At 62.2% G+C, this 18,771-nt stretch carries 16 protein-coding genes; 9 read left to right on the forward strand and 7 right to left on the reverse strand.

The genetic code is table 11. From position 1 onward, the window contains the following. Positions 1-22: 22 nt before the first annotated feature. A complete protein-coding gene (locus RIN56_17615; protein ID MDR7868618.1) occupies positions 23-1,348 on the reverse strand; it encodes an MFS transporter in 1,326 nt (441 codons plus the stop codon). Positions 1,349-1,784: 436 nt separating this feature from the next. On the opposite strand from RIN56_17615, the gene RIN56_17620 reads away from it, so the two are divergent. The 8 genes from RIN56_17620 (at position 1,785) to RIN56_17655 (ending at position 9,915) form a co-directional block, all read left to right on the forward strand. After that, the gene (locus RIN56_17620; protein ID MDR7868619.1) at positions 1,785-2,414 is read left to right on the forward strand and encodes a DUF47 family protein; all 630 of its coding nucleotides are present in this window, start codon (positions 1,785-1,787) and stop codon (positions 2,412-2,414) included. Continuing rightward, positions 2,407-3,402 (forward strand): anion permease, encoded by a 996-nt coding sequence (locus RIN56_17625; protein MDR7868620.1) that lies wholly within the window; start codon positions 2,407-2,409, stop codon positions 3,400-3,402. Before RIN56_17620 ends, RIN56_17625 begins: the two co-directional genes overlap by 8 nt. A 148-nt stretch (positions 3,403-3,550) precedes the next feature. Continuing rightward, positions 3,551-4,225 (forward strand): response regulator transcription factor, encoded by a 675-nt coding sequence (locus tag RIN56_17630; GenBank protein ID MDR7868621.1) that lies wholly within the window; start codon positions 3,551-3,553, stop codon positions 4,223-4,225. Between the two features lies 1 nt (position 4,226). Beyond that, positions 4,227-5,483, forward strand: a complete 1,257-nt coding sequence (locus RIN56_17635) for a HAMP domain-containing sensor histidine kinase (GenBank protein ID MDR7868622.1) — start codon at positions 4,227-4,229, stop codon at positions 5,481-5,483. A 137-nt stretch (positions 5,484-5,620) separates the two neighbouring features. After that, on the forward strand, positions 5,621-6,898 hold the full coding sequence (locus tag RIN56_17640; protein MDR7868623.1) for a TolC family protein: 1,278 nt from the start codon (positions 5,621-5,623) through the stop codon (positions 6,896-6,898). A gap of 25 nt (positions 6,899-6,923) precedes the next feature. Further along, the gene (locus RIN56_17645; protein ID MDR7868624.1) at positions 6,924-7,997 is read left to right on the forward strand and encodes an efflux RND transporter periplasmic adaptor subunit; all 1,074 of its coding nucleotides are present in this window, start codon (positions 6,924-6,926) and stop codon (positions 7,995-7,997) included. Positions 7,998-8,014: 17 nt separating this feature from the next. Beyond that, positions 8,015-8,695, forward strand: a complete 681-nt coding sequence (locus RIN56_17650; GenBank protein ID MDR7868625.1) for an ABC transporter ATP-binding protein — start codon at positions 8,015-8,017, stop codon at positions 8,693-8,695. Positions 8,696-8,700: 5 nt separating this feature from the next. Next, entirely contained in the window at positions 8,701-9,915 is a 1,215-nt protein-coding gene (locus RIN56_17655) for an ABC transporter permease (GenBank protein ID MDR7868626.1), read from the forward strand. Positions 9,916-9,970: 55 nt separating this feature from the next. Here the strand turns inward: RIN56_17655 and RIN56_17660 are convergent, their stop codons facing one another. After that, complete coding sequence (locus RIN56_17660; GenBank protein ID MDR7868627.1) at positions 9,971-13,147, reverse strand: multidrug efflux RND transporter permease subunit; 3,177 nt, start codon at positions 13,145-13,147, stop codon at positions 9,971-9,973. A 10-nt stretch (positions 13,148-13,157) separates the two neighbouring features. Then, entirely contained in the window at positions 13,158-14,315 is a 1,158-nt protein-coding gene (locus RIN56_17665; protein MDR7868628.1) for an efflux RND transporter periplasmic adaptor subunit, read from the reverse strand. 189 nt (positions 14,316-14,504) lie between these two features. Here RIN56_17665 and RIN56_17670 point away from each other — a divergent pair, with 189 nt between their 5' ends. Next, complete coding sequence (locus RIN56_17670; protein MDR7868629.1) at positions 14,505-14,939, forward strand: MarR family transcriptional regulator; 435 nt, start codon at positions 14,505-14,507, stop codon at positions 14,937-14,939. Between the two features lie 65 nt (positions 14,940-15,004). On the opposite strand, the gene RIN56_17675 is transcribed toward RIN56_17670, so the two are convergent. From RIN56_17675 to RIN56_17690, 4 genes are all read right to left on the reverse strand, one after another. Continuing rightward, a complete protein-coding gene (locus tag RIN56_17675) occupies positions 15,005-16,231 on the reverse strand; it encodes a (Fe-S)-binding protein (protein MDR7868630.1) in 1,227 nt (408 codons plus the stop codon). Between the two features lie 21 nt (positions 16,232-16,252). Further along, entirely contained in the window at positions 16,253-17,641 is a 1,389-nt protein-coding gene (locus tag RIN56_17680) for an FAD-linked oxidase C-terminal domain-containing protein (protein MDR7868631.1), read from the reverse strand. A gap of 187 nt (positions 17,642-17,828) precedes the next feature. Beyond that, positions 17,829-18,290 (reverse strand): acyl-CoA thioesterase, encoded by a 462-nt coding sequence (locus tag RIN56_17685; GenBank protein MDR7868632.1) that lies wholly within the window; start codon positions 18,288-18,290, stop codon positions 17,829-17,831. Positions 18,291-18,312: 22 nt separating this feature from the next. Then, positions 18,313-18,744 (reverse strand): hypothetical protein, encoded by a 432-nt coding sequence (locus RIN56_17690; protein MDR7868633.1) that lies wholly within the window; start codon positions 18,742-18,744, stop codon positions 18,313-18,315. Positions 18,745-18,771 lie beyond the last annotated feature (27 nt).

The following is an 18,771-nucleotide window of genomic DNA, read 5'->3' on the forward strand; positions in this document are numbered from 1 at the left end:
CTTCCTGCGGCAGAGGCCAGTTTCAGCGGTTGAGTTCGTCGAGCGATTTGCGCATCGTTTCTTCGCCAAGGACGAAGACGTTTAGGGCGGTGACGAGCAAGACGCCGGTGAAGATGGTGAATACGAGGGCGAATTTGTCCGGGCCGGTCATTATCCAGCCGACGACGCTGGGGGCGAAGATGCCGCCGACGCGGCCGAAGGCGGCCGCGAAGCCGACGCCGCTGGCGCGGGCGTGGGTGGGGTAGAGTTCGGGCGAATATGTGTAGACGACGCCCCAGGCGCCGAGGTTGAAGAAGGACAGCAGGCAGCCGTAGACGATGATCTCGGCGCCCGTTTTGGCGATGCCGAAGAAGTAGGCGCACACGGCGCAGGCGGCCAGGAAGGAGGACAGGGTGAGCTTGCGGCCGATGCGGTCGACGAGGTAGGCGGCGGTAAAATAGCCGGGTATCTGGGCGAGCGTCATCCACAGGACGAATTCGAACGAGCGGACGAGGGTGTGGCCGCCCTTGACTAGCAGGGACGGCAGCCAGGTAAAGATGCCGTAGTAGGAGAAAACGATGCCGAACCACAGTATCCAGAGGCAGACGGTACGGCGCAGATATTGCCCCTTCCACAGTTCGGCGAAGGCGAATTTGGCCTTGGGGGCGGCGATTTCGGCGGCGCTGGGCGGCTCGCCCACCGGCACACCGAGTTCGCGCTCGATGGCGGCGACCTGCTCGTGAGCTTCCTGGTAACGGCCTTTGTCGACTAAGTAGAGGACCGACTCGGGAACCATCCGCCACAGAAAGAAGACCAATATCGCCGGCAGGGAACCGATATAGAAGGCTATCTGCCACCCGTGTTGGGGAATAATATAATAGGCTATTATGGCGGCAGCCAGCCAACCGATGGCCCAGGCGCTTTCAAGGAGCACGATCATGCGGCCGCGGTAACGGGCGGGCGAGTATTCGCTCATGAGGGTGACGGCCACCGGCAGTTGGCCGCCGACGCCGAAGCCGACGAGAAAGCGGAAGAAGAGCAGCGATTCGTAGCTCCAGGCCAGGCCGCACAGGCCGGTGGCCGCGCTGTAGACGACGAGGGTCGCCGCGAAGAGCTTCTTGCGCCCCATCATGTCGGCCAGCCAGCCCGACAGCGCAGCCCCGCAGGCCATGCCCACCAAGCCGATGCTGCCGATGTAGCCGATCTGGGCCGAGGTGAGACCCCAGGTCTCGATCATTTTCGCCAGAACGAAGGCGACGATGCCGGTGTCCATAGAGTCGAACGCCCAGCCGAGCATGGTGAGAACGAGCAGCCGCCAGTGAAACTTCCCCAGCGGCAGATTGCTTAGCCGGTCGGATACACTTGCCATTTTATAAATCCCCCCACCTCGAGCTGCGGGCCGCCGTTTTCGCCTGATGCCCAAGGCAATTTACCGGCGTCCTCAAGTTCAAAGGATAGTATCCCCGCCCCGCCGGGCGGCAAGCCGGGGCCGGAAACGAAGCAGCGCAAAAACAGCCGCAGCGGTGTCTTTGCGCCAGAGAATTGCCAAGCACTAATATCGATTCCTGCGGGTACACTAAGCCGGGAGCGAGGATCGTATCGTCTTGGGCGCCGCCATTGCCTGACCCGTGGTAAGTTTACTTCGCCGCTTGGGATGGATATCCTTTTTCTGCCGGATAACCGTACAAAGCAAAGGGGAAAGCCAAATTTATCCGATTATTCCGCCTTCCGGCTGTACTCTTATAATGTACACAAGTATATGCTATAATCAAAGTGTTCAAGAATCTTCCGGGGAGGGACTCATCGTGGCCTTTCGTCTGAAGCCAAAAGAAGAAAAGTTTTTCGAGTTTCTGGCCGACCACGCCGCGATCGCCAAGAAGGCGAGCGAGACGATGGTGATGGCTTTCGAGGAGCAGGACCGGCTCGGGGAGATCCTGTCCGAAGTGGAAACACTCGAAACCGAAGCCGACGAGCTGGTGGAGAAAATCCTCAAAAAGCTCCATAAAACGTTTATCACCCCCTTCGACCGCGAGGACATCTTCGCTCTCGCCCAGAAACTGGACGACCTTGTCGACGCTATGAAGGGGATCGTCGATAAGATGCACATGTACAATGTCGGCGTCGCCTCGCCCGAGGTCCGCGAACTGGTTTCCCTCGTCCACACCAGCATCACCCAGGTGGTCAAATGCATCAACTACCTGGGCGAGCTGAAGAAGCAGCATCTTAAGCTCGAGGCCCGCTGCAACCGGATATTGGCCCTGGAGACGGAGGGGGATACTCTTTACCGCCGGGAGATGGCCAAGCTTTTCCGCGAGGGCTGCGACCCGGTCGAGATAATCAAGTGGAAGGAAATCCTCACCAGCCTGGAGGATACCCTCGATATCTGCGAAGATATCACCCAGCTTCTGAAAAGGGTAGTGCTGAAATATGCCTGATTTGTGGCTGCTGTACGCTGTAGTTATTTTCGCCCTGGCCTTCGATTACATCAACGGCTTCCACGACACCGCCAACGCCATTGCCACGTCGGTATCGACGCGGGCGCTCGCCCCGCAGCACGCAGTGTGGCTGGCCGCCTCCCTTAACTTCCTTGGCGCCCTATTCAGCACCGGGGTCGCCAAAACGATCGGCGGCGATATCGTCAAATCGGCGCAAATGATCGACCAGCCGGTGATCATCGCCGCGCTTGTCGGGGCGATTTTCTGGAATATCCTCACCTGGTGGCTGGGCATCCCGTCAAGCTCGTCCCACGCGCTGATCGGCGGCGTGATGGGCGCGGTCATCGCCGGCCGCGGTTTAGAAGTCCTGAAGCTGGCCGGCATCCAAAAGATCGTCCTCTCCCTCGTCCTTTCGCCCGTTATCGCCCTTATCACTGGTTATTTCGTGATGATCATCATGCTGTGGATTTTCGGACGTCTGGGCCCCGGCGTCCTCAATACCGGCTTCAAACGGATGCAGTTCGTGTCGGCGAGTCTGATGTCATTTTCCCACGGCTCCAACGACGCCCAGAAGGCGATGGGCATCATCACCCTCGCCCTGCTGTCCGCCGGCCAGATCCCCTCCCTGGAGGTGCCCACCTGGGTCAAACTTGCCTGCGCCATATCTATGGGCCTCGGCACGGCCGCCGGCGGCTGGAAGATCATCAAAACTATGGGGACGCGCATTTTCCGCATGGAGCCGATCAACGGCTTTGCCGCCGACCTAAACTCGGCCCTCGTTATTTTCGGCGCCACCTTCTTCCACCTCCCGGTCAGCACGACCCACGTCGTTTCCGGCTCGATAATGGGCGTGGGCTCGGCCAAGCGGGTAACGGCGGTGCGCTGGACTACAGCCCGTCAGATGCTCTTCGCATGGCTGCTCACCATCCCGGCCAGCGGCATAACCAGCGCCCTGACCTATTATCTTTACAAAGTCGTCTTCCTGTAGCCGCGCACGCGGCTATCCGCATATTACGCCATCGAGAGGGTATCGCGAGATACTCTTTTTTTGTTTGTCTCCGCATCGTCGGACCGCGGAGGGTATAAGAGCAGGCGCGGGGTGCCACCTTAAGGTTAGAAACGGCGGAGGTGTGCCGATGAGAATCCTGGTGGTGGAAGACGACGCCCCCCTGCGTGAGGCTGTCGTGGCGGTGCTGAAGGAGGACGATTACGCGGTCGACGAGGCGGGCAGCGGCGACGAGGGCCTCTATCGCGCCCGGCAGGGGGTGTACGATCTGCTCATCCTCGATATGATGCTGCCTGGCATGGGCGGGCTGGATATCGTGCGGCTGCTGAGGGCTGGCGGCAGCCGCACGCCGATCATGCTGCTGACCGCCAGGGACAGCGTCGCCGACAAGGTTGCCGGGCTTGATTCGGGCGCCGACGATTATCTGGTGAAACCGTTCGCTGTCCCCGAGCTGCTCGCCAGAGTCAAGGCCCTGTTGCGCCGCGGCGGTCCGGTGGGCGCGGACGGGGAGCTCCGCTACGGCGGCATCGCCGCCAACCCGAAGGCGAAGGACGCTTTCGTGGCCGGCAACCCCCTCCACCTCACCGTCAAGGAGTATGAGCTATTGGAGTTCCTGCTCCTCAACCGCGAACAGATCCTTACCCGCGAGCAGATTTTCGACCGCGTGTGGGGCTTCGAATCAGATACCACCCATGGCATCATCGACCTCTATATCCATTATCTGCGCAAAAAGCTCGCCCCCTTCGGCCGCGACGCGGTCATCCAGACAATCCGCGGGGCGGGTTTCATGCTGAAGGACAAGTAGCATGTTCCAAAAAACACTCCGCAAGCTGACCATCCTCAATTCGCTCGTGTTTTTCCTCGTTCTGGCGTGGTTCGGCGGCTCGCTGTACGGTTTCGTGGCCTACCAGCTCTTCGACGAAGTGGATGACGCGATGCGCGACAGGCTTGAAGCCTTCCGCGTCGCCGGCGGCCGGCCGAGCATGGTTTTCAGCCGCCCAGTCGCCTTCGACCCGCGGATTTTTCTGTTTGTCCGCGACGCCAACGGCCGGGTCGTCAATTTCTATCCGGTGGATAACATCGAGGCCGTAAAGGGGGTGGCGGCGGGGGCGAGGCCGGGCAAACCGCAGATGCAGCGGGCCGGCGACCATATCTACCGCTCCCGTTCCGTACCTTACCAGGGCGACGGGGAGCTGCTCGCGCGGCCGGAGGGGGCGTTCGCCGTGACAGACGTGGTGGCCGTGGCGATCGTCGACACGGAGACGGCGATGCTGCGGCGGCTGCTGGTGATCATTCTCACCGCTACGGCGGCCGGGATGCTGGCGGCGGTGGTGGCCGGCTATTTCCTGGCCGGGCGGGCCCTGGTGCCGGTGAGGTCGGCGTGGGAAAAACAGCAGCAGTTTGTGGCCGATGCCTCCCATGAGCTGCGGACGCCGCTGACGGTTATCAAAACCAATGCCGAGCTGCTGCTCCGCTACCCTGATCGCACCGTCCGGGAGGAGAGCGTCCGCATCACCAACGTCGTCCGCGAGGCAAGCCGCATGAGCAGGCTGGTAGCCGCGCTGCTGACGCTCGCCAGGGCCGACGCCGGCCAGCCGGAGCTTGCGGCCGAAGAGGTGCGGCTCGGCGACCTTGTGGTCACCGCAGCCGAGCAGTTCCGGCCGCTGGCCGAGCAGAAGGGGGTGGCGCTCGGGGTGGCGGCCGAAGACGGCATGACGCTGTGCGCCGACCGGGAGCGTATCCAGCAGCTGTTAGTCATCCTGCTCGACAATGCCGTGAAGTACACTCCCGCGGGCGGCAGCGTGTCGGTGACCTGCCGCCGCCAGGCGGGGCAGGCCGTCCTGACGGTCGCCGATACCGGCGTCGGGATAGCTCCCGGGGATGTGCCGCAAATCTTCGACCGTTTTTTCCGCGGCGACCGGGCCCGCTCGCGCGGCGAAGGCGGCGCCGGGCTGGGCCTGGCGATCGCCCGCTGGATCGTCGAAAGCCACGGCGGCAAGATAAAAGCCGAGAGCACGGTGGGCGCGGGGACGAAGATCAGCGTGACGCTGCCGGTGAAGTGAGGGATAGAGGCGCCCGCGAGGGCGCCCCTTTCTATATTTTCCACCCCCCCTCTAAAGAAAAACTAAAACTGGTCGGTTAGAATTGCCCTGTATCGTTTCGCGCCTTTTACATCAGCTAAAAACAGGGGGGAATGGATATGCCGTCCCGACACACGAACCGATCCGCCGTCGCCCTGCTCGCCGCCGTTCTGCTGCTGAACGCGCCGGTGGCGCAGGCGGCTTCTCAGGAGCTGACCCTGAAGGACAGCATCGCCGCCGCCGTAAGCAATAACCCCGCCCTCAAGATTGCGGGCGCCGACAAGGACCGGGCCGCCTGGGGCGTGGACGAGGCCGCGGCTGGCCGCTGGCCGACGCTGTCGCTGGGCAGCACTTACAGCCGCCAGCCGGGCACGAGCTACGCTCCGTCCAGCGAAGGGGTGAACAACAGCCTGCGGCTCAACTGGCAGCTTTACAACGGCGGCCGCACCGAAGGGCTCGTCGATCAGGCGAAGGAAGGGCTGAAAAGCGCCTCCCTCGGGGTTGCCAAGGCTGAGCAGCAGGTGCGGCTCGACGCGGCGGCCGCGTACTTCGCCGTGCTGCAGAACGGCAACCTCGTGACCGTCAACGAAGAATCGGTCAAGAACCTGCAGCAGCATCTGAAAACCGCTCAGGCGAAATACAACGTCGGACTGGTGGCCAAGGCCGACATTCTCCGCTCGGAGGTCGAACTGGCCAACGCCGAGCAAAACCTCATCAAGAGCAAAAACAGCTACGAGCTTGCCCTGGCCAACCTGAAGAACGTGATGAGCGTAGACCCGGCCAGCGAGATCGTCCTTACCGACGCGCTGAAGTACGAGAAGTACGACAAATCGCTTGAGGACAGCATCGCCATGGCGCGCGCGAAGCGGCCGGAGATTGCCCAGGCCGAAGCCGGCGTCAATATGGCGTCGAGCGGCGTAAAGGTGGCCGAGAGCGGCAACATTCCGTCCGTGACCTTCGGCGCGTCCAAAGGGTGGAGCGATTCCGCCCTGCCGGAAAGCGGCGGCGATTGGACGGTCAGCCTGGCAGCCAACTGGAACGTGTTCGACGCCGGGGTGACGAAGGCCAAGGTCCGGCAGGCCGACGCCGGCCTGAACAAGGCTAAAGAGCAGGCCCGCCAGACGGCCGACGCCGTCGAGCTTGAGGTCCGCCAGCAGTACCTGTCGATGCAGGAGGCCGAGAAGCGCCTCGAAACGACCGAGGTAGCGATCGCCAAGGCGGAAGAAGACCTCGGCATCGCCCGCGAGAAGTACGACGCCGGCGTAGGCACCAACATCGACGTTATCGACGCCCAACTGGCCCTGGCGCAGGCCCGGACGAACTACTACCAGGCGCTGTACGACTTCAACGTCAGCAAGGCGAAACTGACCAAGGCCATCGGCCTGGCGGTCGAGTAGCGCAATATATAGCGGAGGTGCCGGAATGAAGGCAATTTGGCAAAGAATCGTCAAACATAATAAATGGATTCTCCTCGCCATCGTTCTGGCGGTCGCCGTCAAGGGCGGACTGGCCTGGCAGGCCAGCAGCAAGGCCAAGGCCGCTCCCAACGTCCAGACGGCGGCGGTGATCAGGGCCGACGTGACCTCGGTGGTGTCGGCCACCGGCACCATCAAGCCGGTGAACATGGTCGACGTAAGCTCGAAGATCACCGGCCTGATCAAGGAAACAAAGGTGCAGGAAAATGACGTCGTCAAGGCCGGCCAGGTGCTGGTCGTCCTCGACAGCAGCCGTCTACAGGCCCAGGTAACCCAGACCCGCGAGCGCCTGGCCAACGCCCAGGCCAATTTTGAACGCAACAGCCGCCTCAACAAGATCGGCGCCGTGTCCGACCAGCAGCTCGACGCCTCCCGCATGGAGTACAAGGTGGCCCAGGCCACTTATGACGAAGCCTCGTCCCAGCTCGACGACACCGTTATCCGCGCCCCGATTGACGGAGTGGTGATCGGCAAGCCCATCCCCGCCGGCCAGACGGTTGCCCAGGGCCTCTCCAACCCGATGGTTATCCTGACGGTGGCCGACCTGTCGAAGATGCAGATCGAGACCCAGGTGGACGAGAGCGACATCGGCAAGGTGACTGTCGGCCAAAAGGCGACCTTCACGGTCGACGCTTATCCGGGCAAGGTGTTCACCGGCGTGGTTTCGAGCGTTTCCCAGAAGGCCACGGTGCAGCAGAATGTCGTCTATTACGGGGTGATTATCGACGTCGACGCCGGCGACCGGGAGCTCAAGCCCACAATGACCGCCAGGGTGTCGGTCGGCGTCGGCGAGAGCAAAAATGCCCTCACCGTGCCCCTGTCGGCTATCAAAACCAACAAAAACCAACAGTATGTGGTCGTTATGAAAAACGGCCAGGCGACTAATGTCAATGTGACCACCGGCCTTACGAGCGAAGAGCGGGTGGAGATAACCGGCGGTCTGACCGACGGCGACCAGATCGTCGTCTCCCAGGCCAAGCCCCAGCAGCAACAGCAGCGGGGCGGCATGATGGTCCGCTGACCGAGGAGGTAATATAATTGACGATAGCATTGTCGGATGTGAGAAAAACTTATCAGATGGGCGATACGATAGTGAACGCCCTCGCCGGCGTCGACCTGGTTATCGGGGCGGGCGAATTCACCGCCATCATGGGCCCGTCCGGTTCGGGCAAGTCGACGATGATGAACATTCTCGGCTGTCTCGACCGGCCGACCCACGGTTCGTATATGCTCGACGGCCAGGAGGTCGCCACCCTCGGCGACGACGATCTGGCCGTCACCCGCAACAAGAAGATCGGCTTCGTCTTCCAGAGCTTTAACCTGCTGCCCCGCATGGACGCTCACCAGAACGTCGCCCTGCCGCTCGTCTACGCCGGGGTTGCCAAGGCGGAGCGGAACGAACGGGCCGCCAAGGCACTCGCCATGGTCGGGCTGGAGGAGCGTATGCATCATCTGCCCAATGAGCTTTCGGGCGGCCAGCGCCAGCGGGTGGCCATCGCCCGCGCCCTGGTTAACGATCCGACGATCATCATGGCCGACGAGCCGACCGGCAACCTCGACACCAAGTCGGGCAACGAGGTTATGGAGATTTTCCGCAGCCTCAACAGCCTCGGCCGCACCGTTATCCTCGTAACCCACGAGCCCGACATCGCCGAGAACGCGCGCCGCGTCGTGCATGTCCGCGACGGCCTGATCGTCCGCGACGACCGGAAGGAGTGAGCGTCATGCTGAGAGAAAGCGTCGCCATCGCCTGGAGCGCACTGGTGGCCAACAAGCTGCGCTCCATCCTCACCATGCTCGGCATCATCATTGGCGTCGGCGCCGTCATCGCCATGATTTCCATCGGTCTCGGCGTGCGCGACAAGGTGCAGGACTCGATCGCCAGCCTGGGCAGCAACCTGATCATCGTCACCCCCGGCGCCTCGTCGGCCGGCGGCTCGCGGCAAGCGGCCGGTTCGGGCATCACCCTCACCTACAAGGATGCCCAGGCTCTCGCCCGTAACGTCGGCGGCGTCAACTACGTCGCCCCCAGCGTCAGCCGGGGTTACCAACTGGTCGCAGGCAACCAGAACTGGACGACGTCGGTGACGGGCACAACTCCGGAATACCTGCCTGTCCGCAACCAGGAGGTGGCTAGCGGCGCGTTCTTCACCAGCCGCGACCTCGACACCAGGAGCCGGGTGGCGGTCATCGGTCAGACGGTGGCGACAAACCTCTTCGGTGAAACCAACCCGGTCGGCCAGACTGTCAGGATCAATAAGTCGCCGTTCACCGTCATCGGCGTGCTGGCCAGCAAGGGACAGTCGATGGGCGGCGGCGACCAGGACGACACTGTCCTTGTCCCGCTGACGACCGCCCAAGAGCGGCTGCTGGGCGTGACCTACATCCAGGCGGTCAGCATCCAGGCCGCCAGCCCCGAGGTCATCGACCAGGTGCAGGCCGATATCACCGCACTGCTCAGGACCCGCCACGGGCTGCAGCCGGACGAAAGCGACGACTTCACCGTCCGCAATCTGGTGAGCGTCATGCAGACGGCCAGCGAGACGACCGGCACCATCACCCTGCTCCTCGGCAACATCGCCGCCATTTCGCTGCTGGTCGGCGGTATCGGCATCATGAATATCATGCTGGTGTCGGTGACGGAGCGGACGCGGGAGATCGGCATCCGCAAGGCCTTGGGGGCCAGGTACCGCAACATCCTCCTCCAGTTCCTGGTGGAGGCGGTGAGCATCGGCGTGGTCGGCGGCATTGCCGGCATTATCCTCGGCGTCGGCGCGTCGTTCGGCATCTCGGCCGTCGCCGGCTGGAAGCCGGTAATCTCGACGGCGGCGATCGTCGTGTCGTTCGGATTTTCGGTGCTGATCGGCCTGTTCTTCGGCCTCTATCCGGCCCGCAAGGCCGCCCTGCTCGACCCTATCCAGGCGCTGAGATACGAATAGATATATAAAAAAAGACGCCAGCCCGCTTCGGGCTGGCGTCTTTTGCGTTATTGCTTTACAGGTCTCTGGCCGCGGCTTTGCTTTCCCGCCGGCGGCGCTTGAATTCGGCGAGTTTCTGGGCGCCCCGCTCGACGATGACGAACAGCACCGGGATGAGGAAGATGCCGAACGCGGTGGCGGCGAACATGCCGCCGACGACCGCCGTACCCATGGCGTTGCGGGCGCCGGCGCCGGCGCCGCTGGCGATAGCCAGCGGGATGCAGCCGATGATGAAGGCGAGCGAGGTCATGACGATCGGCCGCAGCCTGATCTTGGCCGCTTCGATGGCCGCCGGGATGAAGGCCATCCCCTTATCAACCCTGACCTTGGCAAACTCGACGATCAGGATGGCGTTTTTGGACGCCAGGCCGATGAGCATGATCAGGGCGATCTGCATGTAGATGTTATTGTTGATGTGGTCGTTGAACAGGTGCCGGCCGTACTGGAAGAAGAAGGCGCCGAACACCCCGGTGGGCACGCACAGCAGGACGGCGAAGGGCACGGTCCAGCTCTCGTACAACGCCGCCAGGCATAGGAAGACGAACAGGATGGATAGTGCGAACATCAGCGGCGCTTTGCTGCCGGAGATTTTTTCCTCGCGGCTCTGGTCGGCCCATTCGAACGCGAATCCGGTCGGCAGGGTCTCTTTAGCGACCTGCTCTAGGGCTACGAGCGCTTGCCCCGAGCTGTAGCCGGGGGCGGGGTTGCCGCCGATCTGGATGGCGCGGTAGCTGTTGAAGCGTTTGATGAGCGACGGGGCGTTGACCGGTTTGGGCTTCAGCAGGTTGTTGAGCGGCACCATCGTGCCATTGCTGCTGCGGACATAGAAGAAGCGCAAGGCGTCGACGTCGCTCCTGAACTGCGGCTCCGCCTGCATGACGACCTTGTAGGAGCGGCCGAAGCGGTTGAAGTCGTTGACCTGCGAGCCGCCAAAGTACGCCTGGAGGGCGCTGAACACATCGCTGACCGGGACGCCGAGCTTCAGGGCCTTCTCGCGGTCGACCTCGAATTCGAAGCCGGGTGTGTTGCTGCTGAACGAGGAGTAGATCATGCCGATCTCGGGACGCTTGCGGGCGGCGGCGACGAATTCCTTCGAGACTTTATCCATCTCGTCGAGTGTCGTGCCGGCGCGGTCCTCGATCATCATCGTGAAACCGCCGGTGGTGCCGATGCCGGGCAGGGCCGGCGGGGCGAAGGCGAGGATGGTCGCCTCGGGTATGGCGGCGTTGTTCATGAAGATCTGCTGGATCTGGCTGCTAACCGATAGCTGCTTGGAGGGCCGCTCGTCCCAGTTGTCGAGCTTGGTGAAGATGACGCCGACATTGGGCTTGCGACCGCCGCTGAGGAGGTCGAAGCCGGTGACGGCCATGGTTGTATCGACGCCGGGCTGGCCGTCGATGTTGGCGGCGACTTTGTTGAGGATTTCGCGGGTGCGGTTCATATTGGACGCTTCCGGCAGGGAGACGCTGGTGATGACGAATCCCTGGTCCTCGTCGGGGACGAAGGACGAGGGCAGCACCCGGAAGAGGGCGCCGGTGAGAATGAGCAGCACGACAAGGAGCACGATGGCGAGCCGCGCCCTGGGGAAGAGCTTGGCGAGGAAGCCGCCGTAGCGCTCGACCATCCTGTCGAACCAGTCGTTGAATTTTTCGAGCACCATACCGATTTTGCCGCCATGGGCGTTAGGGTTATAAGGCTCGAGGAGCAGGGCGCACAGCGCCGGGGTTAGGGACAGGGCGACTATGGCCGACAATCCCATGGATACGGCGACGGTGAGGGCGAACTGCTTGTAGAGGACGCCCATTGTACCGCCGAGGAAGGCGACAGGAATGAAAACCGACGCCAGCACGAAGGCGATGGCGACAACCGGTCCCTGAACCTCGCTCATCGCCTTTACCGTGGCGTCGTGCGGGCTGAGGCCGTTGTAGCGCATATGGTGCTCGACCGCCTCGATGACGACGATGGCGTCGTCGACGACCAGGCCGATGGCCAGCACCATGGCAAACAGGGTGAGGGTGTTGATGGAGAAGCCGAGGAGGAGGAAAGCGCCGAAGGTGCCGATGAGCGATACCGGCACGGCAAGCATCGGTATGAGCGTCGCCCGCCAGCTCTTGAGGAAGATGAAGACGACGAGCAGCACGAGGGCGATCGCCTCGGCGAATGTCCAGGCCACCTCTTTCATCGATTCGCGCACATAGTTGGCGCTATCGAAGACGACCTTGTATTTCATGTCGTTGGGGAAGCGCTTTGCGGCTTCCTCAATGACGGCGATGCAGTTGGCGACCGTTTCGAGGGCGTTGGCATCGGGACTGAGCTGGACGGAAAAACCGGCCGTGGGCTGTCCGTCTGTATCGGAGAAAAAGCCGTAGTCCCGGGCGCCGAGCTCGACTTTGGCGACGTCGCCGATGCGGATGAAGGAACCGTCGCTCTGGGAGCGGACGACGATGCGGGCGAATTCCTCGGGGTCGCTGAGACGTCCTTTGGCGCGCAGGCTGTACTGGTGCTCCTGGTTGGGGTTGGAGGGCAGTTGGCCGACAATACCGGCCGGGGCCTGGATATTCTGCTGCTTGATGGCGGTGGCGACGTCGGCGGATGTGACCTTGAGCTGAGCCATTTTGTCGGGCAGCAGCCAGATGCGCATCGCGAAGTCGGAGCCGAATTCGCTGACCTCGCCAACGCCCTTGACGCGTTTGAGGTCATCGACGAAGTTCAGGCTGCCGTAGTTTTTGAGGAAGATGCGGTCATATGTACCATTGGGCGAGTAAAGCGCGAAAATCAGCGCCCGGTCCTGGGAGGCCTTGAAGGTGGAAACACCGGCCTGCTGGACGTCGGTGGGCAGGGCGGCGTTGGCCTGGGCGACGCGGTTCTGGGTCTGGACGGTCGCAATGTCGGCGTTCTTGCCGAGCTGGAACTTGACGCTCAGCGAATAGTACGAGCCGTTGTCGGAGCTGGTGGACTGCATGGCGATCATGTCTTCCACGCCGTTGACCTGCTGCTCGATGACCTGGGCGACCGTCTGCTCGATGACGTCGGCGTTGGCGCCGGCGTAGGACGTGCTGACGCTGACCTGCGGCGGCGTTATCTGCGGGTACTGGGCGATCGGCAGGTTGAAGGCGGCGATCAGGCCGCCGAGGGTTATGACGATCGACAGCACGATGGCGAAGATCGGCCGGTCGATAAAAAATTTGGCCACGGAGTACCTCCTATTGCTTCGCCGCTGGTTTGATGTCTTCCGGCGTAATCATCGTTATCTGCAGGGGCGTACCCGGCGGCGCCTTGGCGAAACCTTCGACGACCACCCGGTCGCCTTCCGCCAGGCCTTCTTCGACTATCCACATGATGCCGACCTTCGGACCCATCTTCACCGGGCGCGACTCGGCTTTGTCTTCCTTGCCGACGACGGTGATAAAGGTCTTGCCGAGCATCTCCTGCACGGCGCGTTCGGGCACGAGCAGCGCGCCGGAGCGCATTTCGCCCTGGGCGACGATGCGGGCGAACATGCCGGGGATAAGGATTTTCTGCGGGTTGGCGAACGACGCCTTGATGGTCAGAGTGCCGGTATCGGTGCTCAGGCCGCGGTCGATCTGCTCGATCTGGCCGGCAAGCGGGTATTTGGAGCCGTCGCTGAGCAACAGGGCAAGGTTTTTGCCCCATTCGCCGGTGGCGCTGACCGCGCCGAGGCGGGTGAATTTCAGGTACTCGGTCTCGCTGAGGCTGAACTGGACGAAGACGGGGTCGACCGTCGAGATGGTTGCCAGGACGGTCGAGCCGGCGGATACATAGCTGCCGACGGCCGGGTCCTTGACGTCGATGCGGCCGCTGAAGGGAGCCACGATGAGGGTATCGCTGAGGTCGTTGGCCGCCTGTTGGACGCGCGCCTGGTTGGCGGCGACAACGGCGGCGTGCTGAGCCTCGGCCGACAGTTGGGTGTCGAGGGCCTGCTTGGCGATCGCCTGCTGGGCAGCCAGCTTCTGGTAGCGGATGGTGTCGAGGCGGGAGTTGGCGAGCGTCGCCTCCGACTGGGCGAGAGTCGCCTGGGTGGTCAGCAGGGCTGTTTCGTATTGGCGGCGGTCAATCTGGAAAAGCGGCTGCCCCTCTGTGACGGTGGCGCCGCCGGTAACCATTTTGGCGATGATGTTGCCGGAAACCTTGGCCCGGATCTGCACCTCGTTCTTGGCGATCACCTGGCCGACATACTCGTATGTAACCGGGGTGTCCCGCTTGATAACCTGGGTCGCTTTGACGGCCACCGCCTGGGCCGGCCTCGCTTCCTTGCCGCCGCAGCCGGCGACCGTGGCCGCCACGAGCACGGCGGCTACCAGGCCGGCGTAGCTGCTGCGTTTGCTGAAAGTTCTGAGCATGAATAATCCTCCTTATTTATAAGGGCTCTGGCATGTCTGCCAGTAGTTATCGACTTTTGACAATGACTGTGATAAAATGTTGTTAAATATTAATAATAATTTATTGTTAATATGTGTTTACTATATATTACATATTACTGCTTATGTTAGTAGCTTGTCAACGTGAAATAACGGTGGGGAGGCGCTTTTATGAACCGGACGGAAACCGCCGAACAACTTTTCGACCTGCTTTTCCTCCTCCGCAAGCGGCTGGTGCGTCATGCCGCCCAGCAGGTCAAGCACGAATTCAGCCCGATGCAGATGCATGTGCTGTTCACGCTGTGCGAACGGGACTGCTCCACAATGAGCGAACTCGCCGGCGATGTGTTGATCGCCAAGCAGCAGCTGACGCCGATCGTGGACCGGCTGGTGGCGGCCGGGCTGGTGCTTAGAGAGCCCGATCCTTGCGACCGCCGGGTGGTGAAGATCCGCCTTTCGCCGGCCGGGAAGAATTTCCTCGCCGAGAAAAGACTGGAGGCCATCGGCATTTTCGAAACGCGGATCGCCTGCCTCGACGAGCGCGACCTTACGCGGCTTAGCGATGCCCTCGGCCCGTTGCAGGAAGTCATCCGAAAGCTGCCCTAAAAAACACGCCGGCCGCGCCGACTTGCTCGCGCGGCCGGTTCGCCTTACGGGCGCAAAAGCGCCCGCTACAGAACCTGGCTGATGTGCATAACCTTGAAACGGCCGCCGCTTTTCTGCGCGGCCTTATTCATCTGCACGAGACAGACCGGGCACTCGGACACGACGATGTCGGCGCCGCTCTTTTCGATGTTGGCCCGTTTCTTATCGAGGATGGCGGCGGCGATTTCGGGGTAATCGGTGTGGAACGACCCGGCCCCGCCGCAGCAGGTGTCGGCTCCCGCCATTTCGACGAAGTCCCCCGCCGCGGCAAGCAGTTGGCGGGGCTCTTTTTTGATCCCCTGGCCGCGGCCGAGGTGGCACGGTTCGTGGAAGGTCATCTTGGCGGCAGAGCGTTGGCGCGGTTTGTAGCCGGCCTTGACGAGGTATTCCGACAGGCTCATGATTTTGGCGCTGAAGGCTTTGGCCGCCTCCTGCCATTCGGGATCGTCCGCAAGGTAGGCGCCGAAGTGCTTGAGGGTACCGGCGCAGCTGGCGCAGTCGCTGACGACGATGTCGGCGTCGGCGAACAGCGTAATATTCTCTTTGGCGAGGGCGAGGAAGTCTTCACGCAGCCCGTGGGCCAGATGGGGCAAGCCGCAGCAGACGTTGTCGACCTGCCGGGGCGTGGTGACGGCGCCGAGGACGGCGAGGGTGTCGGCCACCGCTTCGGGGAACATCATCCGCATGCCGCAGCCTTGAAAGTAGGCAACTTTGGCGTTTTCGCCGACGGCGGCCTGAGCGGCGGGCGCCTCGCCGGCCAATGCCGCGGGGCCGGCGAACCGGGACAGATACTGCTCGCGGGTGAACGGCGCCGGGGCCATGCCGAAAGGCACAAGGCCGCCGAGGCCGAGCTTGCGCACCACTTTAAGCGCACCGGCGGAGAATTTGACGAGGTTGCGTTTCTTCATCATGACGCCGAGGGCGCGGTATTTGACGCCCGGTCCGCCTTGCCGGTCGGCGATGTACTGGCGGAGGGCGATCATGGCGTCATCGGTCTTGACTTTGCTCGGGCAGTTGTCGATGCAGGTCCGGCACAGCAGGCAGAAGTTCATCGCCTCAAGGACGCTGGCGTCGGGGTTAAAACCGCCTTCGACGACGGCGCGGGCGATGTTGTTCTTGCCGCGGGCGCTCGAAGCCTCGACGTCCTTGACGCCGAACAGCGGGCAAACCGTCAGGCAGGTGCCGCAGCGATCGCACTTGGTAACGATATCCTTGACTTCCTTCAAGAGGTCGTGGGTGTTGGTCGTTGTCATTTCAAGACTCCTTGCTCACTGTCACCAGATTTTGTCGGGGTTGAGGATGCCTTTGGGGTCGAGAGCCTGCTTGACGGCCTTGAGGGCGGCAACGCCGTCTTCGCCCAGAGCGTCGGCGATATAGCGACGCTTGGTCATGCCGATGCCGTGCTCGCCGGACAGGGTGCCGCCCACGGCCAGCGCGGCGGCGAAGATTTCGTCGACCGCCTTGTGGACCTGCTCGGCTTCCTCGGGGTTGTCGAGGTCGCAGAGGACGGACGGGTGGAGGTTGCCGTCGCCGGCGTGGCCGTAGACGGCGATGGGAAGGTTGTACTTTTCCGCTATCTTTTTGATGCGGCGGACGACTTCGGGGAAGGCGTCGCGCGGCACGGAGATGTCTTCGCCGAGGCGGGTGGGCGCCATGGCGCCGACAGCCGAACTCAGGCCGCGGCGGATAGCCCAGATGTCGTCGGCTTCTTTTGCCGAAGCGGCGATACGCACTTCGGCCACCGCAAAGCCGCGGGCGATCTGCTCGATCCGGCCGGCCTGCTTGGCGAGCGCGGCCTCGTCTTCGCCGTCGACCTCGATGATGACGCACGCCTCGATGGCCGGGTCGATGTCCATTTTGCGGTGGCGGGCGACCGCCTGGATGCTCATTTTGTCCATAAGCTCGGCCGACGCCGGCACGACCCCCGCCTGGAGCATGCCGTGGATGGTGGCGCAGGCGTTGTCGAGCGAGGGAAACATTAGCTGCAGGGTGTTGCGGGCCTTGGGCATGGGGATGAGGCGCAGCAGCACTTTGGTAATGATGCCGAGGGTGCCCTCCGAGCCGGTGAACAGGCTGGTCATATTGTAGCCGGTGACATTCTTGATCGCCTTGCCGCCGGTGTTGATGACGCGGCCGTCGGCAAGAACGACCTCAAGTCCCATTACATAGTTGCTGGTCACGCCGTACTTGACGGCCCGCATGCCGCCGGCGTTCTCGGCGACGTTGCCGCCGATGGTGGACATTTTCCAGCTGGCCGGGTCGGGCGGGTAGAACAGCCCTTTGGCGGCGCAGTGGTTATAGAGATCGATCGTCCTTACCCCCGGCTCGACGGTGACCATCATGTTGCGCTCGTCGAGTTCGATGATTTTCGTCATCCGGTCGAGGGAGAGCGATATGCCCCCCTGCACCGGGATGCTGCCGCCGGTGCGCCCGCTGGCAGCTCCCCTCGCCGTCACGGGTATGCCGTAGTCGTTGGCGATGGCCATGACCGCCGATACTTCGGCGGTCGTCGCCGGACGGACGACAAGTTCGGGGCTGTTGGCCGGCAGCAGGGGGATGAAGGAGGAGTCGTAGGAATATCCGAATCGGTCGAGGTCTTTGTCGAGAACGTTTTCGGATCCTACGGCCGCCCTGAGTTTTTCTTTGATGGCTTCGTTTATCATCTTTGCGCCTCCTGGTATTGGTGTCGCTCAGCTTGACTCTAATCCAAATTATAACATATATATAGGCGTACCGGCCGTAAATAAGGATTGATATTGTATTTTTCGCACGGCAAAGCAAAGGCCACCCGCCGGCCAGCGGGTGGCGAATATAATTCAAATCCGGTCGTTAACCCTCTCGCCGAGTTTTTTAGTGGACATCCTTCAGTTTCTGGCGCGTTGCGTAGCGGCGCTGTCCCTCGGCAAAGCGGTTTTCTTCCTCATCCCCGGTTAGCTGCAAAGCGGGAACGGCGACGGGCCGTTGCTGTTCGTCCAGGGCAACCATCACGAAATAGGAGGTCAGCACCGCCTTAGTCGTCGGCAAGTCCTCAAGGTAAAGGTTAACTTCGACTTCCATCGACGTTCTGCCTGTGAAGGTAAGAAAGGCGTGGACGGTAACCACCGACCCTACATGAAGCGGGTTGAGAAACACCATTTCGTCCACCGCGATAGCGGTCACATCAGTCCCGGAATGCTTCTGCGCAGCTTTATGGGCGGCGTTGTACATCATTTGCATAATTTCACCGGCGTTCACGCGGCCGCCCGGGTGGGCCCGGGTCGGAACAAGATTTTTCGAGAAACGCACTTCCGAATCAGCAACTGTTTTCGCCATTGCCAGCCACCTTTCTTGTGAGTTATTTAAGGTAATTGCGCGCGATGTCTTTCATCCGCTCTTTGGCTTTCTGCATTAGCTGGTCACGGTTGACCACGGCCCGCTCGTGCCTGCCGCTGCCGATCACGCCCAGTTCGTCGCAGGCGGTGATGTCGAACAGCAGCCTGTTGCCGTCGACCTGGGATAAGACCGCTTTTACGGTGACCGACATGCCGGCGCCGGTGGGGGCGTCGTGAGTGAATTCCATATAGCGTCCGACGGTGATAAAGCCTTCCGGCAGCCGTTTTTCCACCGCTTGGACGGCAGCGTGGATCATCAGGTCGACATAGGCCGGGGTGGCCAGCAGACAGGCAAGGGCGCCGCTGCCGTGGTGGGCGGCGGTGTCGGCGTCGCGGACGGTTTTCTGGACGACCGCCTCGATGCCTGGCGCCAAGTAGTCGTTCAGGTTGATCACAGAAGACACTCTCCTTTTCTGATTATA

Source organism: Sporomusaceae bacterium (assembly GCA_031460455.1).
Classification (GTDB): domain Bacteria; phylum Bacillota; class Negativicutes; order Sporomusales; family UBA7701; genus Anaeroselena.